This is a genomic window from Nonomuraea sp. NPDC050451, from assembly GCF_044458585.1.
On sequence record NZ_JBITHZ010000002.1, the window covers coordinates 545,652 to 570,989 of the forward strand.

Here is a 25,338-nt window from a genome sequence, read left to right on the forward strand (position 1 = left end):
GCGTCTATTGTCCTCTCAAGGACAGGTGGTCCAGAATCCGGGCCGCGGCCGTACGCGCCGTGCCGATGCAGGCGGGGATGCCGATCCCGTCGTACGCGGCGCCGCAGACGGCCAGCCCGGGCTGCACGGCCACCGCCGCGCGCACCCTGGCCACCCGGTCGAGGTGACCCACGTTGTACTGCGGCAGCGCGCCGCCCCAGCGCGTGACCCTGGTGTCCAGCGGCAGCCCGCTCGTGCCCATCACGTCGGCCATCTCGGCGGCGGCCAGCGACACCAGCTCGGTGTCGTCGCGCTGGAGCAGGTGCTCCTCGCCGACCCTGCCGATCGAGCAGCGCAGGATCACCATGTCCTTCGCCAGGTGCGGCCACTTGACCGAGCTGAACGTCACCGCCTTGACCGGCCGCCCCTCCACGGGCGGCACGAGGTAGCCGCTGGAGGTGGGCGGCTCGGGGAAGGCGTCGATCGGGTACGCGAGCGTGACGATGGCCATGCTGGCGTACTCGATCCTGGCCAGCTCGCTCGCCGCCTTGGGCACCTCGGCCTTGAGCAGCCGGGAGGCCGCGGGCCCCGGCGTGGCCACGATCACCGCGTCCGCCTCGATGACCTCGGGCCTCGGGACCGGGCCGGTGACGAGCTGCCAGCCGTCGCCGGTCCTGCGCAGCTCGCGTACGGTGACGCCGGTCCTGATGTCCGCCCCTGACGCCTTGGCGACCGCCTCCGCCAGGCTGCCGACGCCGTTCCTGAGCGTCGTGAAGACCGGCCCCGTGTCCTGCGGCGCCTCCTCGACGAGCTGCCTGGCCCCGGTCAGCAGCGAGCGCTCGGACCGGGCCACCGCCGCCACGCGCGGCATCGTGGCCTCCAGCGACAACATGTCGGAACGGCCCGCGTAGACGCCGCCGAGCAGCGGCTCGACCAGCCGTTCCACGACCTCGGCGCCCATCCTGGCCCGGATGTACGCGGCCACGGACACGTCGGTGCGGACCAGCGTCGCCGGCAGGATCTGGTCGAGCGGCACGCGCAGCAGGCCGCCGGGCGAGACGATGCCGGACTTGGCCAGCTCGGTCAGGTCGGCGGGCACGCCCATGACCTGGCCCTTCGGCATCGGCCGCAGCGTGCCCCTGCTGTAGATGGCCGAGCCGGCCGTGCCGGGGAAGACCAGGTCGTCGCCGAGCCCCACCGCCCCGGCCAGCTCCTTGCCCTCGGGCCGCCTGGCCAGCATGGCCTCCGCGCCCGCGTCCATGCTCACCCCGGCGACCTCCGAGGCGTACAGCTTGCCGCCGATGCGCGAGGCGCCCTCCAGCACGGTCACCTTGACCTGCTTGCCTCCGCTCTGGCGGAGATACCACGCGGCGGCGAGACCGGAGATCCCTCCGCCGATGACGACCACGTGGGCCCGATTCCCTTCCACGCCTCCTGACGCTACCGCCTCAACGCCCTGCCCACCCCCCTCGGGTGCGAGGGAGCGCCGTTGCCTGGACTGAGGAGCGTCGGGAGCGCAGCGACCAGAGCGACGAGGGAAGGCAACGGCACCAGGGCGACCGAGCCGTCTCCACGAAGTGGAGACCATAAACACGGTGACCTTAACGTGATTCACCCCGTCAAACCGGGGCTATCTCGCGCCCGTCTTATGGGCATGAGGAGAATCCGGTACGGAATCGCACTCGCGACCGCCTGCTCGGCCCTGCTTCTAACCGGCTGCGGCGGCAGCGGCTCGAATGTCCTCACCAGCGACGCGGGCAGCGGGGCGGCCGCACCGGCCGTGGCCTCCGCACCGGCCCAGGAGCAGGACGTGAGCAAGCAGCCGAGACCCCAGCGCCAGGACAGCGACGGGCTCGTCTCGAACGTCAAGGTCACCCAGCAGGACCGCCAGGTCATCTACACCGGCAGCATGACCGTGCGGGCCAAGCAGGTCACCGCCGCCGTGCAGCAGGCCAAGCAGATCGTGACGTCGGCGGGCGGCTACCTGTCCAAGGAGGAGACCAGCTCGGCCAGCGACACCGAGGACACGGCCATGCTGGAGTTCAAGGTCCCGCCGGACAAGTACGCCGAGGTGCTCGCCCGGCTCGGCAAGGACCTAGGCAAGCAGCTGTCCATGAACCAGGGCACCCAGGACGTCACCATGCAGATGGCCGACGTCAACAGCCGGCTCAAGTCGGCGCAGCAGTCGCTGGATTCCCTGCGCACGCTGCTGAAGAAGGCCGACACGATCGGGCAGGTGCTGCAGGTGGAGCGGGAGATCTCTTCCCGCGAGTCGGACCTGGAGTCGCTGCAGGCACAGCAGAAGGAGCTGGCCACGCAGGTCGCCATGGCCACGCTGACGCTCCGGCTGGTCGGGCCGGTCACCGAGGTCAAGGACCCCGAGGAGGAGCCCGCGGGCTTCCTGGGCGGGCTCAAGGCAGGGTGGGCGGCGCTGGTGTCGTTCACGAAGACCGCGCTGACGGTGCTGGGCGCGCTGCTGCCGTGGCTCATCGTGTCGCTGCCCCTGATCGCGCTGGTGATCTACCTGGCGCGGCGCAATCGCGTCAGGCGCCCCCGCGTCCCCACGCCCCCGCCGGGCCCCGGCCCCGAGGCGGCCTGACCGCCCCGAGGCCGGGTACGCCGTCCGGGCCGACCCGACATGGGCCGACCCGGACACCGATCATCAGACCAGGTCGAACCGGTCAAGGTTCATGACCTTGTCCCACGCCGCGACGAAGTCCTTCACGAACTTCTCCTTCGCGTCGTCGCTCGCGTAGACCTCCGCGACCGCGCGCAGCTCGGAGTTGGACCCGAAGACGAGGTCGGCCCGGCTGCCGGTCCACTTGACCTCGCCGGTGACGTCGTCCTTGCCCTCGAACGTGTTCGCGTCCTCGGACGTCGCCGTCCACGTCGTGCCCAGGTCGAGCAGGTTGACGAAGAAGTCGTTGGTCAGCGCCCCGGGGGTGGCGGTGAGGACGCCGAGCTGCGACTGCTGGTAGTTGGCGCCCAGGACGCGCAGGCCACCGACGAGGACCGTCATCTCGGGAGCGCTCAGGGTCAGCAGGTTGGCCCGGTCGATGAGCAGGTACTCGGCCGGCAGCCGGTTGGCCTTGCCGAGGTAGTTGCGGAACCCGTCGGCGGCCGGCTCGAGCGCGGCGAACGACTCGACGTCGGTCTGCTCCTGCGCGGCGTCCACGCGGCCCGGCGTGAAGGGCACCTGGACGTCGAACCCGGCGTCCTTGGCGGCCTTCTCGACGCCCGCGGCGCCGGCGAGCACGATCACGTCGGCCAGCGAGACCTGCTTGCCGCCGGCCTGGGCGCCGTTGAACGCCTTCTGGATCCCCTCAAGGGTGCCCAGCACCGTCGCCAGTTGGTCGGGGTCGTTGACCTCCCACCCGCTCTGCGGCTGCAGGCGGATGCGAGCGCCGTTGGCGCCGCCACGCTTGTCGCTGCCGCGGAAGGACGAGGCCGACGCCCACGCGGTGGAGACGAGCTGCGACACCGACAGGCCCGAGGCCAGGACCTGGCCCTTGAGGGTGGCGATGTCCTCGGCGTCGATGAGCTCGTGCGTCACCGCGGGCAGCGGGTCCTGCCACAGCAGCGTCTCGGACGGGACCTCCGGGCCGAGGTAGCGCACGATCGGGCCCATGTCGCGGTGGGTCAGCTTGAACCACGCGCGGGCGAAGGCGTCCGCGAACTCGGCGGGGTTCTCGAGGAAGCGCCGCGAGATCTGCTCGTAGACCGGGTCGAACCGGAGCGAGAGGTCGGTGGTCAGCATCGTCGGAGCGTGGCTCTTCGACGAGTCGTGGGCGTCGGGGACGGTGCCCGCGCCCGCGCCGTCCTTCGGCCGCCACTGGTTGGCGCCGGCGGGGCTCTGGAACAGCTCCCACTCGTAGCCGAACAGGATCTCGAAGAAGCTGTTGTCCCAGGTGATCGGGGTGTTGGTCCAGATGCCCTCGAGACCGCTGGTGATCGTGTCGCCACCCTTGCCGGTGCCGAAGCTGTTCTTCCAGCCGAAGCCCTGCGCCTCGATCGGGGCGGCCTCGGGGTCGGCGCCGACGTTGTCGGCCGGGCCGGCGCCGTGGGTCTTGCCGAAGGTGTGACCGCCGGCGATCAGGGCGACCGTCTCCTCGTCGTTCATCGCCATCCGGCGGAACGTCTCACGGATGTCGCGGGCCGCGGCCAGCGGGTCGGGGTTGCCGTTCGGGCCCTCGGGGTTGACGTAGATGAGACCCATCTGGACCGCGCCCAGCGGGCTCTCCAGCTCGCGGTCGCCGGTGTAGCGCTCGTCGCCGAGCCAGGTGGTCTCGGGGCCCCAGTAGACGTCCTCGTCAGGCTCCCAGACGTCCGCGCGGCCGCCGGCGAAGCCGAAGGTCTCGAAGCCCATCGACTCCAGGGCGACGTTGCCGGCGAGGATCATGAGGTCGGCCCACGAGAGCTTCTGGCCGTACTTCTTCTTGACCGGCCAGAGCAGGCGGCGGGCCTTGTCGAGGTTTCCGTTGTCGGGCCAGCTGTTGAGCGGGGCGAAGCGCTGCTGCCCGGCCCCGGCGCCGCCGCGGCCGTCGCTGATCCGGTACGTGCCCGCGCTGTGCCAGGCCATCCGGATGATGAACGGGCCATAGTGACCGAAGTCGGCCGGCCACCAGTCCTGCGAGGTCGTCAGCACCTCCGCGATGTCCCGCTTGACGGCCGGAAGGTCCAGGCTCTTGAACGCCTCGGCGTAGTCGAACTCCTGGCCGAGGGGGTTGGTCTCGGCGGGGTTCTTGGCGAGGATCTTCAGGTTGAGCCGCTCCGGCCACCACTGGCGGTTTCCGCCACCCTGAGTCGGATGGGGAGCGCGCTGGTGCGCGACCGGGCAACCGCCGCCTTCTTCCGCCTTCGCGTCTGTGACGATTGCATCATGGTTCTCAGACATGGGAATCCTTCCGGACTAGATCACGGTGCTCAGGAACCGCTGGCGGTGGAACAGTCGGGGCACAGGCCCCAGTAGATGACCTCGGCCTCGTCGATCGTGAAGCCGTGGGCGTCGGACGCGGTCAGGCAGGGCACCTCGCCCACCGCGCAGTCGACGTCGGCGACGACACCGCACGAGCGGCACACGACGTGGTGGTGGTTGTCGCCGATGCGTCCCTCGAACCGGGCCGGGCTGCCGGCCGGTTCGATACGACGTACGAGCCCCGCTGCGGTGAGCGCGTGAAGGGCCTCGTACACGGCTTGAAGGGAGACGTGGCCGACACGGTCGCGCACCCCGGAGGCGATCGCCTCGACATCGAGGTGATCGCCCTCCCGGACGGTCTCGAGCAGCGCGACGCGGGCGGCCGTCACTCTCAGGCCTACACCGCGCAGCTCCTCGGCGGTGGTCTTCATAAACACGAATCATACAAGATAATGAATGATCCAAGTCTAGTGACGCGCCGGGAAACATTCCATGGACATGCGAAAAGGCCTGCCCCGCGCTGCGGGACAGGCCTCGGCTCTGCGGTCAGACGTCAGCCGGTGACGCCGGCCTCGTGCACCAGGTCGGTGAGGCGCTTGAGCTGGTCGGGGTCGGTCGAGGGCAGCACGCCGTGCCCCAGGTTGAACACGTGCCCCTCGGCCGCCCGGCCCTGGCGCAGCACCTCGCGCGCCTTGCGCTCGACGACCTCCCACGGCGCCAGGAGCACGGCCGGGTCGAGGTTGCCCTGGAGCGCCCTGCCGGGGCCGACCCGGCGGGCCGCCTCGTCGAGCGGCACCCGCCAGTCCACGCCCACCACGTCGGCCCCGGCCTCGCCGAGCACGCCGAGCAGCTCGCCCGTGCCGACGCCGAAGTGGATGCGCGGCACGCCCGCCACGCCCTCGAAGATCCGCCGGGTGTGCGGCAGGATGAACTCCCGGTAGTCGGCCGGCGCCACCGCCCCCACCCAGGAGTCGAAGAGCTGCACCGCCGAGGCCCCGGCCGCGATCTGGATGCGCAGGTGCTCCAGGACGATCGTGGACAGCCGCTCCATGAGCGCGTGCCACAGCTGCGGCTCGCCGTACATCATGGCCTTGGTGTGGTCGTGGTTCTTGGACGGGCCGCCCTCGATGAGGTAGGAGCCGAGCGTGAACGGCGCCCCGGCGAAGCCGATCAGCGGCGTGCCGCCCAGCTCGCCGGTCAGCGCCTGGATGGCCTCGGTGACGTACGGCACGTCGTCCGGCTCCAGCGGGCGCAGGGCGTCGACGCCCTTGGCGTCGCGGATCGGGTCGGCCACGACGGGGCCGACGCCCGGCTTGATGTCGAGATCGACGCCGATGGCCTTGAGCGGGACGACGATGTCGCTGAAGAAGATGGCCGCGTCCACGCCGTAGCGGCGCACGGGCTGCATGGTGATCTCGACGATCATGTCGGGCGTCGCGCAGGCGGTGAGCATCGGCACGCCCTCGCGGACCTTCAGGTATTCCGGCAGCGACCGCCCGGCCTGGCGCATGTACCAGACCGGAGTGTGCGGGACGGGCTGGCGGCGGCAGGCACGCAGGAACGCTGAGTCGGCGAGGTTCACCCCACAAGGGTGCCACGTCCGGGCGGCGGTCCCGACACTGATGCGAGGTGTCGGAAAAACATCGATCGAACACCCCAAGTCATGATCAGATAGCCAGATGAAGGTTTACCGGTCTGCTCGGCATCGGCACCGCACGAGGGTCGAACACACCCCATGCCCGGCCAGAGTGCCGGTCTCGACTGGGCCAAATGTTCGCCAACCCCCCGCGCGGCATCGATTCAGAGACCACTTTCGGGACACGCCGAGCGCGTTGCGGGGAAATGTCAGCGGCTCGTGCCAACGTCGGAGCCACGACCCGAAGAAAGGCCCCGGTTCGATGACTCGTGCGACTACCGCGTTGTGGACTTCCCCAGAGCGCCGCAATGAGCGCTGCCTGTCCTGTGCCGGTGAGCGGCTGTTCGAGCAACCGCCGTGCCTCGACGGGCACGAGCCCGGCCACTGCCCGGAGTGGGCCTGCGTCGAGTGCGGTCACGCGATCATCATCGGCACCGCCGAGTCCGTCCGACAGGTTCGCCAGCTGGTTACGGCAGCGGCTTGATCACGAAGGATGAGCACCCCTGTGGTCCCCTTCCGTCCGACTTCGACCTACGCTTCCGCTATGACACTCAGTGACCAGCCTCCTCCGCCCGCGGCGTTCACGCGCGCGGCGGAGAGCATGCGGTTGACCGAGGTCAGGCCGGAGATCGAGCTGGAGGAGCTGCCCGCGCCGCAGCGGCTGGCCCCCTACTCGTCGGCCATCGGCGCGTCGGTCTACCGCGACGACGACGAACTCGCGGTGGGCAGGCTGATCCTGCTCTACGACCCTGACGGCCAGCGCGGGTGGGAGGGCCCGTTCCGGCTGGTGGCCTACGTCAGGGCCGACATGGAGCCGGAGATCACCTCCGACCCGCTGCTCGGGCCGGTCGTCTGGAGCTGGTTGACCGAGGCTCTGGAGGCCCACCAAGCCGACTACTCCGCCGCTGGCGGTACCGTGACAAGAGCCGTGTCAGAGGGGTTCGGCAACAAAGCCGAAGACCCGGTCACGACCGAGCTCGAGCTGCGGGCGTCCTGGTCTCCCGCGCAGGAGGATCTCTCCGGCCACGTCGCCGCCTGGTGCGACCTGATGTGCCTGGCGGCGGGGATCCCGCCGCTCCCGCCCGATGTGGCCGCCCTTCCCCGCCGCCGTGATGATCCGGAGAGTGACCGTACGAAGTGAGGGCACCAGTCAAGACAGCACCAGCGTCATGAGGTCGGTGAACTCGTGACAGAAGAACGTACCGTCGTGCCGCTCCTGGAGCCGCGCGAGGGCATTCCAGCGGTCATCGCGGACGCCGACGCGCTGACTGAAATCGTTTCGCGTTTCGCGGCGGGCAAGGGTCCCGTGGCGGTCGACGCCGAACGCGCCTCGGGCTATCGCTACGGCAACCGCGCCTACCTCGTACAGCTGCGCCGGGCCGGGGCGGGCACCGCGTTGATCGACCCGATCGCCTGCCCCGACCTGTCCGCGCTCGACGCGGCCGTGGCCGACACGGAGATCGTGCTGCACGCCGCCTCCCAGGACCTGCCGTGCCTTCTGGAGGTGGGGTTCAGGCCCAGGGAGATGTTCGACACCGAGCTGGCGGGGCGGCTGCTCGGCTATGAGCGGGTGGGGCTCGGCACGATGGTCGAGACCGTGCTCGGGCTGCGGCTGGAGAAGGGACACTCGGCCGCCGACTGGTCCACCAGGCCGCTGCCGGAAGACTGGCTGCGCTACGCGGCCCTCGACGTGGAAGTGCTGGTCGAGCTCCGTGACGTGCTCTACCAGGAGCTGGCGGACAGCGGGAAGCTGGAGTGGGCGCGCGAGGAGTTCGCCGCCGTGCTCAACACGCCCCCGCCCGTGCCGCGCTCCGATCCCTGGCGGCGTACGTCGGGCATCCACAAGGTCCGGAACGTACGCGCACTGGCGATCGTGCGGGAGTTGTGGACCATGCGCGACAGGATCGCCCGGGAGGCCGACCTGGCGCCCGGGCGGGTGTTGCCCGACGCGGCCATCGTCACCGCCGCGCTGGAGGGGCCCCGCACCAAGAAGGCCTTGACCGAAATATCAGCATTCACCGGGCGTAGCGCACGCCGCCACATGAGCGACTGGCTCTCCGCCGTCACCCGGGCCCGCGGCCTGCCGGACAACCAGCTCCCGCAGCCGAGCACCCCTGGCGACGGACCGCCCCCGCCCAACCGCTGGGCCGACCGCGACCCGGCCGCCGCCAAACGCCTCGCCGCCGCGCGGGCGGTGGTGGCGGGGCTGGCCGAGCAGCACCACATGCCGACCGAGAACCTGCTGCAGCCGGACGCGGTGCGGCGGCTCACCTGGGAGCCGCCGGAGGAGATCACCGAGGAGACCGTGACCGGGCGGCTGCGCGAGCTCGGAGCCCGCGAGTGGCAGCTCTCCCTGACGGCCCACCCCATCACCAAGGCCCTGGCCCGCCTCGAGACCCGCGGCGACCTCTAGCACCCGCCCTTCACTCCAACGCGCCCCGACCCACCCGAACCCGGGAGGGTCGGGGCGCGTCGCGCTGGGCCGGGCACCGCGCGTTGCGCCGGCCACCGCCGCACACCATCCCGCCGACGCGGCGCCATTCGGTTGCACCCGCGCATGACGTAAAGGCGCACCAACGCGCCGCACGACCGGGCGCTCGGAGGGCGGGCGCGCCCACGCGACATGAGCCGGCACCTCGCGCTCCTGCAGTGTGTGTGCAGCGCTGGACGTCCCTCCGACGACGGCCGTGCAGCCGCCTTGCGCACGCCGCAGGGCGGCCGCGCCTGTCCCCGGCGCGTCAATCGGCCGCAACGCGCCGGCGTCCCGCCTCCGGTGCGAGGTTTTTCGGGTGTGTGGGGGTTGGGGCTACTTGACGGGGTTGGTGGGGCGGCCGTACGGTTCGGGAAAGCGCTTTCCCCATGTTTGTCCTGAAGGGATCCTCAATGAGCGTGCGCACCATCGGCGTCGTGATGAACGGCGTCACCGGGCGGATGGGCTACCGTCAGCACCTGGTCCGTTCCGTCCTGGCCATCAACGAGCAGGGCGGGGTCACGCTCTCGGACGGCGGCAGGGTGAAGATCAAGCCAGTACTTGTCGGCAGAAATGCCGATAAATTGGCAGATATCGCGGCGAAGCATGGGATTTCGGATTTCACTACGGAGCTCGACTCCGCCCTCGCCGACGACGACAACCTGATCTACTTCGACGCCCAGGTCACCAGCGCCCGCGTCAAGGCCGTCTTGAAGGCCATCGAGGCAGGTAAGCACATCTACGCCGAGAAGCCCACCGCCGAGTCGACGCAGGAGGCCGTGGCGCTCGCCGAGGCCGCGGCGGCCAAGGGGGTCAAGAACGGCGTCGTGCAGGACAAGCTCTTCCTGCCCGGCCTGCTCAAGCTGAAGCGGCTGATCGACGGCGGTTTCTTCGGCCGGATCCTGTCGGTGCGCGGGGAGTTCGGCTATTGGGTGTTCGAGGGCGACTGGCAGGAGGCGCAGCGCCCGTCGTGGAACTACCGGGCCGAGGACGGCGGCGGCATCGTGCTCGACATGTTCCCGCACTGGCACTATGTGATGGAGAACCTGTTCGGCCGGGTCGAGTCCGTCTACGCCCGCGCCGTGACGCACGTCCCCGCCCGGGTGGACGAGCAGGGCAACACCTACCAGGCCACCGCGGACGACGCCGCGTACGGGATCTTCGAGCTCGAAGGCGGCATCGTCGCGCAGATCAACTCGTCCTGGACCGTTCGCGTGAACCGCGACGAGCTGGTCGAGTTCCAGGTGGACGGCACGCACGGCAGCGCCGTGGCCGGCCTGCGCAACTGCCGCGCGCAGCACCGCTCCGCCACCCCCAAGCCCGTCTGGAACCCCGACCTGCCCGCCACCGCCCGCTTCCGCGACGGCTGGCAGGAGGTGCCGGACAACGCCGAGTTCGACAACGGGTTCAAGGTGCAGTGGGAGGCGTTCATCAAGCACGTGCTGGAGGACGCGCCCTTCCCGAACGACTTCGCCTCCGGCGCCCGCGGCGTGCAGCTCGCCGAGCTGGGGCTGCGTTCGTCCGCCGAGGGTCGCAGGATCGAGGTGCCGCAGCTGTGACGACGATCGACCTGCCCGGGATCGGCGCCTACACCCTGCGCGAGCCCGTCACGTGGGAGGTTCCCGGCGGGCCGCCCGCCGGCCGCGTCGTGTACGCGGCCGCGCACGTGGTGGCCGACCCGCTCGGCGACAACACGCCCGGCTCCCCCGCCGCCGTCGACTGGGACGCGACCCTGCGCTTCCGCCGCCACCTGTGGTCGCACGGCCTGCGCGTCGCGGACGCCATGGACACCGCCCAGCGCAACATGGGCCTGGACTGGGCGGCCACCAAGGAGCTCATCCAGCGCAGCGCCGCCGAGGCCCGCTCGTACGGCGACCCGGCGACGCTGGTCGCCTGCGGCGCGGGCACCGACCACGCGCCCCAGGCCGCCGACCTCAACACGATCACGGCCGCGTACGCCGAGCAGATCGAGACCGTCCAGTCGGCCGGCGCCGGGGTGATCGTCATGGCCTCCCGCCAGCTCGCGAGGGTGGCGGCTGGTCCGCAGGACTACCACCACGTGTACGGCAAGCTCTTCGGCCTGGCGGACCGGCCGGTGATCCTGCACTGGCTGGGCGAGATGTTCGACCCGCAGCTGGCCGGCTACTGGGGTTCGGGCGACGTGGCGGCGGCCACCGAGTCGTTCCTGGAGCTGATCCACGCGCACGCCGCGATGGTGGACGGCGTCAAGGTGTCGCTGCTGGACGAGGACCACGAGGTACGGCTGCGCGCCGCGCTCCCCGAGGGCGTCCGGCTGTACACGGGGGACGACTTCAACTACCCGTCGCTGATCAAGTCGGGCTCGCACGCGCTGCTGGGCATCTTCGACGCCATCGCCCCGGCGGCGACGGCGGCGCTCCAGGCCCTGGACGCGGCAGAGGCGGCGCAGGACGACGACGAGGCCGCCCGGCAGCTCGCCCGCTACGACGAGATCTTCGCCCCGACCGTCCCCCTGTCCAGGAAGATCTTCGAGACGCCGACGTACAACTACAAGACCGGCATCGTCTTCCTGGCCTGGCTGAACGGCCACCAGGACGCGTTCGCCATGGTGAACGGCGCCCAGTCGGCCCGCTCGCTGCGGCACCTGGCGGAGGTGTTCCGCCTCGCCGACCAGGCCGGTCTCCTGTCCGACCAGGAGCTGGCCGTGGGCCGCATGAAGGCGCTGCTGGCGGTGAACGGACTGTGAGTCTTTCTCTGAACCAGTGGACGACCCGGCGGTGGTCGGTGGCCGAGGCCGTGGACGGGTGCGTACGGCACGGTCTGGAGGCGGTCGGGCTGTGGCGTGAGAAGGTCGCCGAGCAGGGCCTCGCGGAGAGCGTGAAGCTGGTGCGCGAGGCCGGCCTGCGGGTGTCGTCGCTGTGCCGGGGCGGCTTCCTCACGGCGGGCGGGCTGCCCGGTGAGGAGGGCCGGCGGGCCTTCGCCCAGGCGCTGGACGACAACCGGCGGGCCATCGACGAGGCGGCCGAGCTGTCGGCGGCCTGCCTGGTGATGGTGGTCGGCGGCCTGCCCGGGGTGAAGCCGGGCGAGGCCCTGCCGCCGAGCGGGTTCTCGCGGGACGTGGCCGGGGCGCGCGAGCGCGTGGCGGAGGCGCTGGCCGAGCTCGCCCCGTACGCCGGGGGGCGCGGGGTCAAGCTGGCCCTGGAGCCGCTGCACCCGATCTACTGCCCCGACCGCGCCGTCCTGTCCACCCTGGGCCAGGCGCTCGACCTGAGCCTGGCCCACCCGGAGGAGCAGGTCGGCGTGGTGGTCGACACGTTCCACGTGTGGTGGGACCCGAGGGTGTTCGAGGACATCGCGCGGGCCGGCCGCAGGATCGCCTCCTACCAGGTGTGCGACTACCTGCACCCGCTGCCGCAGGACATCCTGCTCGGGCGGGGCATGATGGGCGACGGCGTGATCGACTTCCGGCCGATCACGCAGGCCGTCCTGGACGCCGGTTACGCGGGCGACGTCGAGGTGGAGATCTTCAACGCCGACGTCTGGGCCGCCGACCCCGACGAGGTGGTGGCCACGATGAAGGCCCGCTACGAGGACGTGGTGCTCCCCGTACGGTGACGCCCGGCGCTACCTCGGCTTGTCCCGGACCACGAGGTAGCGCCGCAGGAAAGGGCGTCGGATCATGATGGCGTCACGGTCCCGGCGGCGCCGTTCACTTCGATCTCCTGCCCCGTCGTGATGCGGTGGGTGGCGTCGGGGACGCCGACGACGGCCGGGATGCCGTACTCCCTGGCCACCACGGCGCCGTGCGACATCGCGCCGCCCATCTCCATCACCAGCCCGCCCGCCGTCAGGAACAGCGGCGTCCAGCCGGGATCGGTCGACGGGCAGACCAGGATCTCGCCCGGCTCCAGGTGCGCGCCGACGGGGTCGAGCACCACTCTGGCCACGCCCGTGACGGTGCCGGCCGAGGCGGCGGTGCCCGTCAGCGCGCCGTCCGCGGCACCGGTCGCGAGCGCCTCGGGCTCGGTGCCGTCGGACAGTAGGATCCTCGGGACGTGCCTGCGGCGCGACTCCCGCTCGTGCGTCTCCCGCCGCTCCGCCACGAGCGCGCGCAGGTCGCCCCCGTCCAGGGCAGCCCTGGCCTCGTCGAAGCCGAGGAAGTACACGTCCCGCGCCGAGTCCAGGACGCCGAGGCCCACCAGGTGCTCCCCCACCGCGAGCATGCTCCGCCGCACCCCGGCGAGGGTCTTGACCAGGTAGAACTTGGGCAGCTCGCGCAGCCCCGCGAACTCCCTGGTCCGCCGGAGCCCGAAACGCACGACCGCGGCCCGCCAGCGGCCCTTGCGGCCGGCCTCGGAGGCGACGTGGGCGATGGCGGAGCGCGCCGCCTCGGCCCCCTTGGCGAACAGCGCGGAGGGCGCGAGGTCGGCGCCGCCGTCCATGCGCAGGTAGTTGGCCAGCACGCCGAGGATGTGCGCGGGCTCCTCCGACCAGCGCGGCACGCCCAGGTCGATCTCCGCGACGCCACGGTGGCCGTATTTGTCCAGGAACGCGGTGATCTCGCGCTGGGCGACCGGCGGGAGCTTCCCGGCCTCGAAGAGGCGGACCAGCTCGGCCACCGGCTCCTTCCTGAACGGCTCCGGCTCGATGCGGGTGGCCAGGTGCCACAGCTCCAGGTCCATCTCCGTGGTCGGGTTGTGCGGGACGCTGCGCAGGACGTCCTGCATGTCGGCGATCGGCACGCCGGACAGCTTGGAGGCCAGCGCGAACAGGCCGTAGCCGGTGATCACCATGGGCATGATCGAGAGGATGGCAGGGAAGGTGGCGGCGAGCATGCGTTCGGCGTGGTCCAGGCGCTGGGCGGGAGTGGCCGAGTCGTCGAGCTGCAGGCGCCGGTCCAGCTGCTCGCCGAGGCGGGCGGCGTACGCGAGGCCCTCCTTCGGCCGCGTCAGGGCGAGCAGGATCCGGGAGGGGGCGTGGATGCGGCGGGCGAACCTGCGCAGGCCGCGCAGGACCGGGCGTGGGGACGTGTGCACCACCGAGAGCCTCGGGTCCTCCGCCAGCCGCTCGAAGACGGGGACGGTGCGCGCCTCGCCCAGCGCGAGCATGCGCGGCAGGACCGCGCGGCCGAAGCGGCTGCGTACGGCCGTGGTCAGGTCCAGCCACATGCGCTGGCCCGACACGGCCATGAACGGCGCGCCGTCGCGCGGGTCGGCCGGCCCGTAGCCGGGCAGCCCGGCCGCTCCGGAGGAGATCAGCCGGAACGCCGACAGCCCCATCGGGGTGAGCGGCCCCATGACGCCCTGGACGACGTTGACCGAGAAGTACACGCGCAGGCCCGGCCGGGTCTGGTCGGGCAGCGGGTAGAGGGTGGTGATCGGTCTGGCCTGGGTGAGCCAGAGCCGGCCGTCCTCGTCGATGGCCCACTCGGTGTCCTGGGGCGCGCCGTAGTGGTCCTCCACGCGGACGCCCAGCTCGGCCAGCGCGCGCACCTGGTCGTCGGTCAGGCAGAGACCGTCGTGCGCGGTCTCGACGCGTTCCGTGCCGCCGCCGGGCACGGAACGGATGGTCAGGCGCTTGTCGCCGGCGTGGCGTTCGAGGATCTCGCCACCGTGCACGATGAACCGGTCGGGGTTGACGGCGCCGGAGACGACGGCCTCGCCCAGCCCGGGGTTGGCGTCGATGACGGCCTCGCGCCGCCGCCCGGTCACCGGGTTGGCGGTGAACATCACGCCCGCCACCCGCGCGTCCACCATCTCCTGCACGACCACCGCGAGCCGGACGGCGGCGTGGTCGATGCCGTTGGACTCGCGGTAGGCGACCGCGCGGTCGGTCCAGAGGGAGGCCCAGCAGCGGCGCACGGCCTCCACCACGGCCTCGGCGCCGACGACGTTGAGGTAGGTGTCCTGCTGCCCGGCGAAGCTGGCGAACGGCAGGTCCTCGGCCGTGGCGGACGAGCGCACCGCCACGGGCACGTCGTCGCCGAGCGCGGCGTAGGACGTCACGATCGTCTCGCGCACGTCGTCCGGCACCGGCGCCTCCAGCAGGTGCCGCCTGGCCCGCTCGGCGAGCCCGTCGCCGCTCGTCTCCAGGCCCTCCGCGACCCGCCGGTACGCCTCCGTGGTCAGCACCCATCCCGGCGGGACGGGCAGACCGGCCCTGGCCAGCTCGCCGAGGTTCGCGGCCTTGCCACCCACCTCGGCGAGCATCCCGGCGTCGATCTCGGAGAAGGCCAGTGCCGTCTTCATCGTCTGCTCCCCTGAGGTTCAGCGTCCTGTCACTCAGTCTGGCTCGTCCGGGGCAGAAATTCAACAGTTGATGAAAAGATCCGCACCGTCCAGATCCCAGGCGGGCTCGGCCTTGACGCCCAGGACGGCCAGGGCCGTCGGGCCCACGTCGACCAGCCGCGGCTCGCCGAGCGGGCGGCCGCCCAGGTCATCGTCCAGCCGGTTCGCGATCACGAACACCGTGCGCTCCTCGTCCGACGTCCCGCCGTGGCCGCCCCCGTCCACGTGCCCGTGGTCGGTCGTGATCAGCACCGTCCATCGCTCATCGCGGTACGAGGACCGCCCCCGGACCGTGTCGAGCAACTGCCCCAGGTAGGCGTCCTGGGTCTGGAGCGCCTCGAAGTACTCGGGGCAATGGGGCCCGAGGTCGTGGGCCACCTCGTCGGTGTCGCCCAGGTAGACGAAGACGGCGTCGGGGTCGGCCGCCGCCAGGTGCCGCCCGGCGGCCTCGGCGACCCGCCTGTCGGCCTCGGCCCAGGAGCCGAACCCGTAGCCGTCCAGCACGAACCGGTGGTCGATGGCCGGGCTGAACGCGCCGTGCTCGTCCAGCGCCGCCCAGGAGAAGAACGCGGCGGTGCTCAGCTCCGGCCGGGCATGCTTCGCACGAGTCAAGAAGTCCGGATATTTCGTGAAACGGGGGTTGGCGAAGCCGTTGTCCACCACGCCATGTTTGTCCGGCCAGACTCCGGTGGCGATCGACGACCAACCGGGGCCCGAGTCGGTCCGCGACGCGATGACGCGCCCGCCCGGCTCGGGAGACTTGGGGACGACCTGGCCGGGCGACTCCGTACGCGGCGTTCCCGCCTCGCCGTAGGGGAGCTTGCTGGTGCCGTACGCGCCGGAGGACATGAGCGAGCCCAGCACGGGCGCGCCCAGAGCCTGGAGGCGGTCGAACCGCAGGCCGTCCATCCCGACGACCAGCACCTTGTTCCGCTTAGATAGCATCCCCCTATCTAAGCGGCGACAGGTATCTACAGGGCGAAACGCCGCACCCAGTCAGCCGCCCCCGGGAGGATCTCCTCGACCGGGGCGACCTGCAGATACCAGGTGCGCTCCCACTCCAGCGACACCCATCCGTCGTAACCGGCCGCGCGCAGCAGCTCGCCCGACTCCTCCAGCGGCACCGAGCCCGTCCACATGGGCACCGGCGTGGTGTCCTCGGCCGAGACCGCGTCCTTGACCTGGACGTAGGAGAGATACGGGCCCAGCGCGGCCAGCGTCTCGGCCGGGGGCTCGCCGTGGCGCCACGGGTGCAGCAGGTCCCAGATGGCGCCGGTGGTCTCGGGGCAGCCGGCCTCGGCCAGCAGCGCGGCCACGGCGGCACCGGTGGCCATGTGGTCGTGCGTCTCGACGAGGACGCGGGTGCCGAGCACGGAGGCCGTACCGGAGACCGCCTTGAGCCGGCGGGCGCCGACGGCGGGATCGTCGCCGCCCGGGAACACCCGCACAGCGGGGGCGCCCAGGTCGGCGGCGAGCCGGAGGTCGGCGAGGAGCGCCTCGATGAACGGCTCGTCCGGTCCAGGCTCACAAACCCTGACATATCCGGCGAGTGCCGCGATCTCCAGGCCCGCCCGCTCGACCCGTTCCCGCACCGAGCGCCGCTCCACGGCGTCGAGGCCGCTGTGGACCCCGGTGTCGGGGTGCAGGCGCAGTTCGAGGCCCTGGCAGCCGCCGCCGGCCGCGATCCCGATCGCCCTGTCCAGCCCCTCACCGGGCATGCCCAGGGTGCTGACCGCCAGTTTCACGCCATCCTCCGTACGCTCTCTCGCAGCACGACCTCGCCCGCGACCTGCTCGACCACGACCGCCTCCGTCTCGCCCAGCGCGAGCTCCAACGCCCGCGCGCCCATGTCCGTCAGGGGCAGCCGCACGGTAGTCAGCGCGGGCACGTGGTCCCGCAAGGTCACGATGTCGTCGAACCCGGCCACCGAGACGTCCTCCGGCACCCGGACCCCGCGCTCCCTGTAGGCAGCGAGCGCCCCGACCGCCATCACGTCGTTGACCGCGAACACGCAGGTCGCGTCCTTGACCTGCTGGGCAGCCGCGTAGCCGCCGTCGCGGTCGAACGGCCCGTGGATGACGTGCGGCGCGGGCAGCCCCAGCTCCTCCAGCGCCCCGGCGAACCCGGCGCACCGGTCGGCCGCCGTCACCAGGTGGGGTGGCCCGGCCAGCACCGCGAACCGGGTGTGCCCGAGCCCGGCCAGCGCGCGGGCCAGCTCGGCGGCACCCTCCCTGTTGGCGGGCGCGACGGTGTCGACGCCGAGCAGGTCCTGGCCCACGCAGGCGGCGCGGCCGCCGCCCGACTGGTAGCGGGCGAGCTCGTCGCGCAGGCGTCCGGTGACGGCGGGGTCGGCGACGCGCGAGCCGACCAGCAGCACCGCCCGCACGCGCTGGGCGTTCAGCGTCGCCACGTAGGCGATCTCCTGCTCGGGGTCGCGATGCGTGGTGCCGACCATGACCAGCAGGCCCTCGGTGGCGGCCGCCCGCATCGCCCCGTCGGCCAGGGCCGCGAAGTAGGGGTCGGTCAGGTCGTGGACGACGATGCCGATGACGTTGCTGGCCCCGCGGGCGAGCGTCTGGGCGGCGATGTTGGCGCGGTAGCCCAGCTCGTCCGCGGCCTGCTCGACGCGCGCCCGCAGGGTGGCGCCCACCTGGCGGGTGCTGCCGTTGAGCACCCGCGAGGCGGTCGCGAGCGAGACGCCCGCCTGCTTGGCGACGTCCTCAAGCGTGACCACGAGACCTCCCCGGAAAGCGGTTTCCAAGTCTGCCAGATCAGCACCCGGATCCGCATCCTCGCACGTCTCAGGCCCAGGGGAACAGGATGTCCAGAATTCCCTTGCTCTCCTTGGTGGGCGTGGGCGCGGGCGCCTGGGTCTGCGGCGGCGCCTGCGTGGGCGGAGCCTGGGTGGACTTCGACTCCGGCCCCTTGGTCGACACCGTGCTGTCCCTGTTGTCAGCCGTGTTCGGGCTGTCGTCGGTGTCGTTCGTCTGGTTCTGCGGGGCGCGGGTGGGCCTGGCGCTCGCCTTCGCCGTCGGCTGGCCGATGCGCGTGTTCGTCGGACGGGCCGAGGGCTCGCGCGTGGGCCGGGCCGCCCGCGTGGGCGCGGTCGTCGTCGGGGTGTCGGACTCGGACTCGGTCGGGTCCGGGGTGTCCGTATCCTCGGTCTCGGGAGACTCCTCCTCCGAGGTCGTGTCCTCAGGGGCCGCGCTCTCCGAGGGGCGCGTCACCTCGCCCGCGCTGGCGCACTGACCGCCCTTGCAGGGGTCGTCGGAGGAGTTGCCCGTGAGCATGAAGCCGGCGCCCACGCCGACCAGCACCACCGCGGCCGCGACCACCAGCAGCTTCCTGGTCCGCCGGCGCACCTCGCCGTCGTCGCCGTTGCCGCCGCCGGAACGGCCGCCCGAGCGCCGGTCCTCCGGGCGCTTGTCGTCCGAGTCCTCCGTCCAGCCCGCACCGAGGAAGCCGCGCTTGGGCCTGTCGTCGTCGTGGTCGTCGTCGAGCCCGGCGTCGTAGCTGCGGTCGAGCGGGAGGTACGGGTTGTCGTCCTCGACGCGGTGGGGGCCGCTGGGCCCGCCCAGGTCGTTGGCGTCCAGGACCTCATGGGGCCCGCTGGCCCCGCCGTACACGTCGCGGTGGCTCCCGTCGAGCGGGTCGCCGGCCACGTAAACGTCGCGATTGCTGCCGTCGAGGGGGTCACCGGCCACGTACATGTCACGCTGGCCCCCCGCGTCGAGCGGGTCGCCGTACAGGTCACGCTGACTCGCGTCGAGCGGGTCATTCTGACCGCCGAGGACGTCGTGCGGGCCGTCGTCGAGCAGGTCACGGCCACCGATGAGCTGCGGCTCGCTCTTGTCGAGCGGGAGGATGTAGGTCTCGTTGCCGACGACCTGGATGGCGGGCTGCTCGTCGGTGTCATCGGTGCTCCACCGTGGGGAAAGCACGTCGCCCGTCAGATCCGGGTTTAACGACCTCCCCTGCCCATCCTCATAAGGCCTGTCGTTCTCGTCGCGCGCCACGATGAACCTCTCTAGTACGAATTCGGACCGCGCCCTTCTTAACAGACCCGACCATCACTTGTCCGGAAATTTCACATGTTTCCCTAAAAACACTCTCTGTAACATTCGTCACTCTAGGAGATCGAGAGCGCGCTGTTGGTGAGCCGATCGGCCCTCCAGCACCCCCTTTGACCACGGAATTCACCCACGCGGGCACGCTCCGGCGTCGCGGGGCAGGACAGGCCACCGGCCGCCCGAAAACCAGATCCGGGCGGCCAGTCAGGGGGCGCAGTCAGGGGTCACAGGCAGGGGTTGGTGGTGGAGTCGACGACCTTGTCCTTGAGCGAGTCGGGGATCGCCGACACGACGCGCACGCCGGGCCAGTCCGTCCCGATGACGAGCTGGACGATCGGCCCGCCGGGGACCTCGACGCCGGCCTTGGACTTGTACGGCTGCGTGGTGACCGGCCTGACCTTGCCGGCCACGGGCGTCCTCTTCTCCTTCGACAGCCGCGCCGCCACCGCGTCCCCGTAGGCGGGCCCGTCGGCGGCGTCCTTCTTGGCGTACCGGAGGGCGGTCTTCGGGGTCGCGGCGACGTTGCCGACCTCCGTGATCACGAACCCCTGGGCGGCCAGCTCGTCGGCCACCTTGAGCGCCTTGCCCTGCTCCCCCGTGCCGTTGAGCACCTGGACGCGCACCTGCTTGTTCTCGATCTTGGGCCCGGCGGACTTGCCGGGCGTGGGGGTGGTGGTGACCTCGACGTCGTTGCGCACGCTCTCGAAGAAGTCGCGCGCGGCCGGCTGGCTGAACTGGACCCGGTTCTTGTCGGCCGGGTAGGGCTCGGTGGGCACCGTGATGCCCTTGAGCTCCTTGGCCGTCAGGCCCTTGACGCTGACGGCGATCTCCAGCATGCGGTCGAGCGTGAGCTGGTCGTCCAGGGTGACGGCCTTGGTGGCGGCCAGCAGAAACGAGTTCAGCTTGGCCGGGTCGGTGAGCAGGCCGCCGTCCGTGACCGCCTGCAGCACCTTGGTGAGGAAGACCTGCTGGCGCTGGATCCTGCTCAGATCGCTGCCGTCGCCCAGCGCGTAGCGGGTGCGCACGTAACCCAGCGCCTGCTCGCCGTTGACCACGTGCCGGCCCTCGCTGAGCACCAGCTTCGCCTTGGGGTCGTTGACGGCCTTGGGCAGGCAGATCTCGATGCCGCCGATGGCGTCGATGATGCCCTTGAAGCCGGTGAAGTCCACCTTCACGAAGTGGTCGATCCTGATGTTCGTGAGCGACTCGAGGGTCTTGATCGTGCAGTTGATGCCGCCGTCGTTGAAGGCGGCGTTGATCTGGCGCAGGCCGCCGGGGATCAGGGCACCGGTACGGCTCTTGCACTCCGGGATCGCGACCATGGAGTCGCGCGGGAAGCTGATCATGGTGGCCTTGTCCCGGTTCGGGGAGATGTGCAGCAGCATGATCGTGTCGGTGCGCTCGCCGATCTCCTTGAGGTGGGGGCCGTACTTCTTGTTGTCACCCTGACGGGAGTCGGAGCCGACGAGCAGGACGTTGAGCGCGCCGGTGTCCGGCGGGCGGCTCCCGACGTCGATGGGCTCGCGGGGGATCTCGCTCTCGATGCGCCGGTAGTACGCGTACGCCCCGACCGAGACGACCACCAGCACCAGCGTCAGCCCGATGCCGACCCACCCCAGCACGGAGACCCGCCTTCGCGGACCCCGTTCACGCCGCCTCCTGCGCCGCGGCGAAGCACCCACCACGTGTTCCGGACTCTGCCTCACGCGCCCCCCTTCACCCACCCCACAAGAGAACGCGTTCCGCCAGATGGCGGCGCGTAGCTCACCGAGTTACCGATGATTCCAGGACTGTCGCGCCTTGCAGATAAAAGTGGCAATCCTCGGGGCTGCCACTGTTGCGTGCCGGGCGAGGAGCTCCATCCAAAGCACGGGAATCCAGGGCGTCGCCACACAGAGTGACGCCATGATGACATTCATGCTGTTGACCGAGATGGCGCCCCCTCCAGGCGCCCAGGAACTGGCCGGGCTGCGGGCCAGGGCCAGGACCGCCCGCCGCCGGGCCTTCGTCGCGCTCTCCGCCTCGATCGCGCTGCTGGCCACCGCCCAGCTGCTCGCCGACCGGGCGCAGACGAGGGAGCAGACGCTGCCGCTGGCCGTGTTGTCGCTGGTGGTCTTCGCGGCCGCGGTGCCCGCGCTGGCGATCACCCAGTACGTCTGGGGCACCCATGCCCGGCACGTCCACCGTAAAGAGCGCGAGCTGTACGCCGCCTCCCGCACCGGACGCGTGCGCCCCCTCAGCAGGCTGGCCGTGGCCTGCTGCTGGGCGGTGACGCTGCTGCTGGGCTGGACGGCGCCGCGCCTGTTCCGGGAGGCGGCCCTGTACGGCTTCGCCGACTCCCTGGGCTGGGCCATCGAGGCGCTGGCGCTGATGAGTCTCGCCGCGGGGGTGTTGTTCGTCCTCTGGTGGGCACGTGACGCGTTGGGGACACTGGCGCGCGCCCTGCGGTCGGGCGGGTCACCTGGCGATCCGTGGGACCCCGGCCGAGGCGCGCGCCGGCGAGAGGGCGCGGCGCTCTGGACGGGCGCGGCCGTGGCGGTCGCGGCCCTGGTCGGGGCCCGCGCCCACCTCTGGGAGCCGGCCACGGTGGTCGTTTACACATTGCTGACCGCCGCCCTCGTCTGCGGAGTAGTTACTGACGAGTAGCATAGGCACGGAACCCTATCAACGAGGAGCGAATCCGTGCCTTCCTCTCGTGACGTCGTGTTCGTCGACGGCGTGCGCACGCCTTTCGGCAAATCAGGACCGAAAGGGCTGTACGCGGAGACCCGCGCTGACGACCTGGTCGTCCGCGTCATCCGCGAGCTCGTCCGGCGCAATCCCAACCTGCCCCCCGAGCGAGTGGACGAGGTGGCCATCGCCGCGACCACGCAGATCGGCGACCAGGGCCTGACCATCGGCCGGGCGGCGGCGGTGCTGGCCGGGCTGCCCAAGAGCGTGCCCGGCTACGCGATCGACCGCATGTGCGCGGGCGCGATGACCGCGGTCACCACGGTCGCGGGCGGCATCGCGTTCGGCGCGTACGACGTGGCCATCGCCGGCGGCGTCGAGCACATGGGCCGCCACCCGATGGGCGAGGGCGTCGACCCCAACCCGCGCTTCCTGTCGGAGAAGCTGGTCGACCCGAGCGCGCTGGTCATGGGCATGACGGCGGAGAACCTGCACGACCGCTACCCGAACATCACCAAGGGCCGCGCGGACGCGTACGCGGTGCTGTCGCAGGAGCGGGCGGCCAAGGCGTACGCCGACGGCAAGATCCAGCCCGACCTGGTGCCGACCGCGATCAGGACGGCCGAGAAGGGCTGGAGCCTGGCGGTCGAGGACGAGGCGCCGCGACCCGGCACCACGATGGAGGGGCTGAGCACGCTCAAGACGCCGTTCCGGCCGCACGGCAACGTCACGGCGGGCAACTCCTCCGGCATCAACGACGGCGCCACCGGGTGCGTCGTGGCCGCCAAGGAGGTCGCGGACGAGCTGGGGCTGGGCGCGAAGATGCGGCTCGTCTCCTACGCGTTCGCGGGCGTGGACCCCGAGGTCATGGGCGTCGGGCCGATCCCGTCCACGGAGCGGGCGCTCCGGCTGGCCGGCCTGGACATCTCCGACATCGGGCTGTTCGAGATCAACGAGGCGTTCGCCGTCCAGGTGCTGGCGTTCCTCGACCACTTCGGGATCGCCGACGACGATCCCCGCGTGAACCAGTACGGCGGCGCGATCGCCTACGGACACCCGCTCGCCTCCTCCGGCGTGCGGCTGATGACGCAGCTCGCGCGGCAGTTCGGCGAGCGTCCCGACGTGCGGTACGGCATCACCACCATGTGCGTCGGCATGGGCATGGGCGGCACTGTGATCTGGGAGAACCTCGCATGAGCGGTATCGAGACCTGGCGCACGCTCCTGAGCCGGCGCAGCACCGACGAAGTCGTCACCAAGGCGCTCGTGCGCGACGTCCAGCTCCCCTACGGCGCCGGCACGATGGCGCTGATCACGCTGGACAACGGCTTCGACCACACCAAGCCCAACACGTTCGGCCCGAACGGCCTGTTCGCGCTCAACGGCGCGCTGTCGGAGATCGCCGAGCGCAGCGACCTGGCCGCGGTGGGCGTGACGGGCAAGCCGTTCATCTTCGCCGTCGGCGCCGACCTCAAGGGCGCGGCCGCGCTGTCCACGCGCGAGGAGGCCCTGGCCATCGGCGCGCTGGGCCACCACGTGTTCCGCAGGCTGAGCGAGCTGTCGATCCCGTCGTTCGCGTTCGTGAACGGCGCCGCGATGGGCGGCGGGCTCGAGGTGGCGCTGCACTGCACGTACCGGACCATCTCCTCGGGCGTGCCCGCGGTGGCGCTGCCGGAGTGCTTCCTCGGCCTGGTGCCGGGCTGGGGCGGCACGCAGCTGCTGCCCCACCTGATCGGCCCGGCGAAGGCGATCAAGCTGATCATCGAGAACCCGCTCTCCCAGAACCGCATGGTCAAGGGCAAGGAGGCGTACGAGCTGGGCGTCGCGGACGCGATGTTCGAGCCCGCCGACTTCCTGGAGGAGTCGCTGCGCTGGGCCGCCCGGGTGATCAAGGGCGAGCTGGCCGTGGAGCGGCCGGCCCACGACGAGGACTGGGACAAGACGGTCGCCGACGCGCGCTTCCTGGTGGACATGAAGCTGCGCGGCGCCTCGCCCGCCCCCTACCGCGCGCTCGACCTGATCGCCCAGGCCCGTACGGCCTCCCGCGACGAGGGTTTCGCCGCCGAGGACGAGGCGCTGGCCGACCTGCTGATGGGCGACGAGCTGCGGGCCGGGCTCTACTCGTTCGACCTGGTGCAGCGCCGCGCCAAGCGGCCCGCGGGCGCGCCCGACCGCTCGCTGGCCCGCAAGGTCACCAAGGTCGGCGTGGTGGGCGCGGGGCTGATGGCCTCGCAGATGGCGCTGCTGTTCGCGCGCCGCCTGGAGGTGCCGGTCGTGCTGACCGACCTCGACCAGGCCCGGCTCGACAAGGGCGTCGGGTACGTGCACGCCGAGGTCGACAAGCTCCTCGGCAAGGGCCGCGTCTCGGCCGACCAGGCCAACCGGCTCAAGGCTCTGGTGACCGGGTCGCTGACGAAGGACGCCTTCGCCGACGCCGACTTCGTGATCGAGGCCGTGTTCGAGGACATGGCGGTCAAGAAGCAGGTGTTCGCCGAGGTGGAGGCCGTGGTCTCGGCCGAGTGCGTGCTGGCCACGAACACCTCCTCGCTCTCCCTGACCGAGATGGGCGCCGGGCTGGCGCACCCCGAGCGGCTGGTCGGGTTCCACTTCTTCAACCCGGTCGCCGTCATGCCGCTGCTGGAGATCGTCCGTGGCGCCGCCACGGACGACGCCACGCTGGCCACGGCGTTCGCGGTGGGCAAGTCGCTGAAGAAGTCGTCGGTGCTGGTCAAGGACGCGCCGGCGTTCGTGGTCAACCGGCTGCTGACCTGCTTCATGGGCGAGGTCGTGACGGCCGTGGACGAGGGCACGCCCCTGGAGGTGGCTGAGCACGCGCTGGACGGGCTCGGGCTGCCGATGTCGCCGTTCGCGCTGCTGCAGCTCGTCGGCCCGGCCGTCGGCCTGCACGTCGCCGAGACGCTGCACGAGGCCTTCCCCGACCGCTTCGGCGTCTCGGAGAACATGGCCAAGCTGGTCGCCACGGGCAAGCCGGGCGTCTACCGGCCCGACTTCACGCTCGACCCGGAGGCGGTCGCCCTCTTCTCCGGCGGCACGTCGCCGTCCACCGCCGAGCAGGTGCGCGAGCGCGTCCTGGCGGCGCTGGCCGGGGAGATCCGCATCATGCTGGACGAGGGCGTGGTCGCCGCGCCGCAGGACATCGACCTGTGCATGATCCTCGGGGCCGGCTGGCCGTTCCACCTGGGCGGTATCACCCCGTACCTGGACAGGACCGGCATCGCCCAGCCGCGGTTCCTGCCGCCCGGCGTGGCCTCGCTGCCCGCCTGAATCCTTTGAAGGAGGCCCGCCCGGCGGGCCTCCTTAACCCTCACCGAT

Annotated in this window: 19 protein-coding genes; 9 read left to right on the forward strand and 10 right to left on the reverse strand. The window is 71.4% G+C overall.

Annotated elements, in window-relative coordinates:
* Positions 1-4: 4 nt before the first annotated feature.
* On the reverse strand, positions 5-1,408 hold the full coding sequence (hemG, locus tag ACIBI9_RS08590) for a protoporphyrinogen oxidase (protein WP_397221316.1): 1,404 nt from the start codon (positions 1,406-1,408) through the stop codon (positions 5-7).
* Between the two features lie 225 nt (positions 1,409-1,633).
* Here hemG and ACIBI9_RS08595 point away from each other — a divergent pair, with 225 nt between their 5' ends.
* On the forward strand, positions 1,634-2,578 hold the full coding sequence (locus tag ACIBI9_RS08595) for a DUF4349 domain-containing protein (protein ID WP_397221317.1): 945 nt from the start codon (positions 1,634-1,636) through the stop codon (positions 2,576-2,578).
* A gap of 63 nt (positions 2,579-2,641) precedes the next feature.
* On the opposite strand, the gene katG is transcribed toward ACIBI9_RS08595, so the two are convergent.
* From katG to hemE, 3 genes are all read right to left on the reverse strand, one after another.
* Positions 2,642-4,873 carry a catalase/peroxidase HPI gene (katG, locus tag ACIBI9_RS08600; protein WP_397221318.1) on the reverse strand — a complete coding sequence of 744 codons (2,232 nt, stop codon included), beginning with the start codon at positions 4,871-4,873 and terminating at the stop codon, positions 2,642-2,644.
* Between the two features lie 29 nt (positions 4,874-4,902).
* Positions 4,903-5,325: a Fur family transcriptional regulator gene (locus ACIBI9_RS08605; protein WP_364747248.1), complete on the reverse strand. Its 423-nt coding sequence runs from the start codon at positions 5,323-5,325 to the stop codon at positions 4,903-4,905.
* A gap of 122 nt (positions 5,326-5,447) precedes the next feature.
* Positions 5,448-6,452 carry a uroporphyrinogen decarboxylase gene (gene hemE / locus ACIBI9_RS08610; protein WP_397221827.1) on the reverse strand — a complete coding sequence of 335 codons (1,005 nt, stop codon included), beginning with the start codon at positions 6,450-6,452 and terminating at the stop codon, positions 5,448-5,450.
* A 622-nt stretch (positions 6,453-7,074) separates the two neighbouring features.
* On the opposite strand from hemE, the gene ACIBI9_RS08615 reads away from it, so the two are divergent.
* From ACIBI9_RS08615 to ACIBI9_RS08635, 5 genes are all read left to right on the forward strand, one after another.
* Positions 7,075-7,671 carry a DUF3000 domain-containing protein gene (locus ACIBI9_RS08615; protein WP_397221319.1) on the forward strand — a complete coding sequence of 199 codons (597 nt, stop codon included), beginning with the start codon at positions 7,075-7,077 and terminating at the stop codon, positions 7,669-7,671.
* Between the two features lie 45 nt (positions 7,672-7,716).
* Positions 7,717-8,943, forward strand: a complete 1,227-nt coding sequence (locus tag ACIBI9_RS08620; protein WP_397221320.1) for an HRDC domain-containing protein — start codon at positions 7,717-7,719, stop codon at positions 8,941-8,943.
* A gap of 470 nt (positions 8,944-9,413) precedes the next feature.
* A complete protein-coding gene (locus ACIBI9_RS08625) occupies positions 9,414-10,559 on the forward strand; it encodes a Gfo/Idh/MocA family protein (protein ID WP_397221321.1) in 1,146 nt (381 codons plus the stop codon).
* Positions 10,556-11,725 (forward strand): dihydrodipicolinate synthase family protein, encoded by a 1,170-nt coding sequence (locus ACIBI9_RS08630; RefSeq protein ID WP_397221323.1) that lies wholly within the window; start codon positions 10,556-10,558, stop codon positions 11,723-11,725. The genes ACIBI9_RS08625 and ACIBI9_RS08630 overlap by 4 nt, the downstream gene beginning before the upstream one ends.
* Positions 11,722-12,594: a sugar phosphate isomerase/epimerase family protein gene (locus tag ACIBI9_RS08635; protein WP_397221324.1), complete on the forward strand. Its 873-nt coding sequence runs from the start codon at positions 11,722-11,724 to the stop codon at positions 12,592-12,594. The genes ACIBI9_RS08630 and ACIBI9_RS08635 overlap by 4 nt, the downstream gene beginning before the upstream one ends.
* 62 nt (positions 12,595-12,656) lie before the next feature.
* Here ACIBI9_RS08635 and ACIBI9_RS08640 read toward each other — a convergent pair whose 3' ends face one another.
* The 6 genes from ACIBI9_RS08640 to ACIBI9_RS08665 form a co-directional block, all read right to left on the reverse strand.
* Positions 12,657-15,227 (reverse strand): PEP/pyruvate-binding domain-containing protein, encoded by a 2,571-nt coding sequence (locus tag ACIBI9_RS08640; protein WP_397221326.1) that lies wholly within the window; start codon positions 15,225-15,227, stop codon positions 12,657-12,659.
* A gap of 60 nt (positions 15,228-15,287) precedes the next feature.
* The gene (locus tag ACIBI9_RS08645) at positions 15,288-16,211 is read right to left on the reverse strand and encodes an alkaline phosphatase family protein (protein ID WP_397221327.1); all 924 of its coding nucleotides are present in this window, start codon (positions 16,209-16,211) and stop codon (positions 15,288-15,290) included.
* 26 nt (positions 16,212-16,237) lie between these two features.
* Positions 16,238-17,011, reverse strand: a complete 774-nt coding sequence (locus tag ACIBI9_RS08650; RefSeq protein WP_397221328.1) for a sugar phosphate isomerase/epimerase family protein — start codon at positions 17,009-17,011, stop codon at positions 16,238-16,240.
* The gene (locus ACIBI9_RS08655) at positions 17,008-18,000 is read right to left on the reverse strand and encodes a LacI family DNA-binding transcriptional regulator (protein WP_397221329.1); all 993 of its coding nucleotides are present in this window, start codon (positions 17,998-18,000) and stop codon (positions 17,008-17,010) included. Before ACIBI9_RS08655 ends, ACIBI9_RS08650 begins: the two co-directional genes overlap by 4 nt.
* A 67-nt stretch (positions 18,001-18,067) precedes the next feature.
* Positions 18,068-19,207: a hypothetical protein gene (locus ACIBI9_RS08660; protein WP_397221330.1), complete on the reverse strand. Its 1,140-nt coding sequence runs from the start codon at positions 19,205-19,207 to the stop codon at positions 18,068-18,070.
* A 353-nt stretch (positions 19,208-19,560) separates the two neighbouring features.
* Positions 19,561-20,958 carry an LCP family protein gene (locus tag ACIBI9_RS08665; protein ID WP_397221331.1) on the reverse strand — a complete coding sequence of 466 codons (1,398 nt, stop codon included), beginning with the start codon at positions 20,956-20,958 and terminating at the stop codon, positions 19,561-19,563.
* A gap of 295 nt (positions 20,959-21,253) precedes the next feature.
* On the opposite strand from ACIBI9_RS08665, the gene ACIBI9_RS08670 reads away from it, so the two are divergent.
* From ACIBI9_RS08670 to ACIBI9_RS08680, 3 genes are read left to right on the forward strand one after another with little or no spacing between them, the layout of a single operon-like run.
* Positions 21,254-21,982 carry a hypothetical protein gene (locus tag ACIBI9_RS08670; protein WP_397221332.1) on the forward strand — a complete coding sequence of 243 codons (729 nt, stop codon included), beginning with the start codon at positions 21,254-21,256 and terminating at the stop codon, positions 21,980-21,982.
* A gap of 57 nt (positions 21,983-22,039) precedes the next feature.
* Positions 22,040-23,203 (forward strand): thiolase family protein, encoded by a 1,164-nt coding sequence (locus ACIBI9_RS08675; RefSeq protein WP_397221828.1) that lies wholly within the window; start codon positions 22,040-22,042, stop codon positions 23,201-23,203.
* Positions 23,200-25,290, forward strand: a complete 2,091-nt coding sequence (locus tag ACIBI9_RS08680) for a 3-hydroxyacyl-CoA dehydrogenase NAD-binding domain-containing protein (protein WP_397221333.1) — start codon at positions 23,200-23,202, stop codon at positions 25,288-25,290. The genes ACIBI9_RS08675 and ACIBI9_RS08680 overlap by 4 nt, the downstream gene beginning before the upstream one ends.
* Positions 25,291-25,338: the final 48 nt, after the last annotated feature.

Excerpts from the sequence above, each read along its gene's own strand:
- ACIBI9_RS08595 (WP_397221317.1), top strand. The coding sequence starts at position 1,634 with ATGAGGAGAATCCGGTACGGAATCGCACTCGCGACCGCCTGCTCGGCC.
- ACIBI9_RS08680 (WP_397221333.1), top strand. The coding sequence starts at position 23,200 with ATGAGCGGTATCGAGACCTGGCGCACGCTCCTGAGCCGGCGCAGCACC.
- ACIBI9_RS08615 (WP_397221319.1), top strand. The coding sequence starts at position 7,075 with ATGACACTCAGTGACCAGCCTCCTCCGCCCGCGGCGTTCACGCGCGCG.
- ACIBI9_RS08625 (WP_397221321.1), top strand. The coding sequence starts at position 9,414 with ATGAGCGTGCGCACCATCGGCGTCGTGATGAACGGCGTCACCGGGCGG.
- ACIBI9_RS08605 (WP_364747248.1), bottom strand. The coding sequence starts at position 5,325 with ATGAAGACCACCGCCGAGGAGCTGCGCGGTGTAGGCCTGAGAGTGACG.
- ACIBI9_RS08640 (WP_397221326.1), bottom strand. The coding sequence starts at position 15,227 with ATGAAGACGGCACTGGCCTTCTCCGAGATCGACGCCGGGATGCTCGCC.
- ACIBI9_RS08645 (WP_397221327.1), bottom strand. The coding sequence starts at position 16,211 with ATGCTATCTAAGCGGAACAAGGTGCTGGTCGTCGGGATGGACGGCCTG.
- ACIBI9_RS08670 (WP_397221332.1), top strand. The coding sequence starts at position 21,254 with ATGCTGTTGACCGAGATGGCGCCCCCTCCAGGCGCCCAGGAACTGGCC.
- katG (WP_397221318.1), bottom strand. The coding sequence starts at position 4,873 with ATGTCTGAGAACCATGATGCAATCGTCACAGACGCGAAGGCGGAAGAA.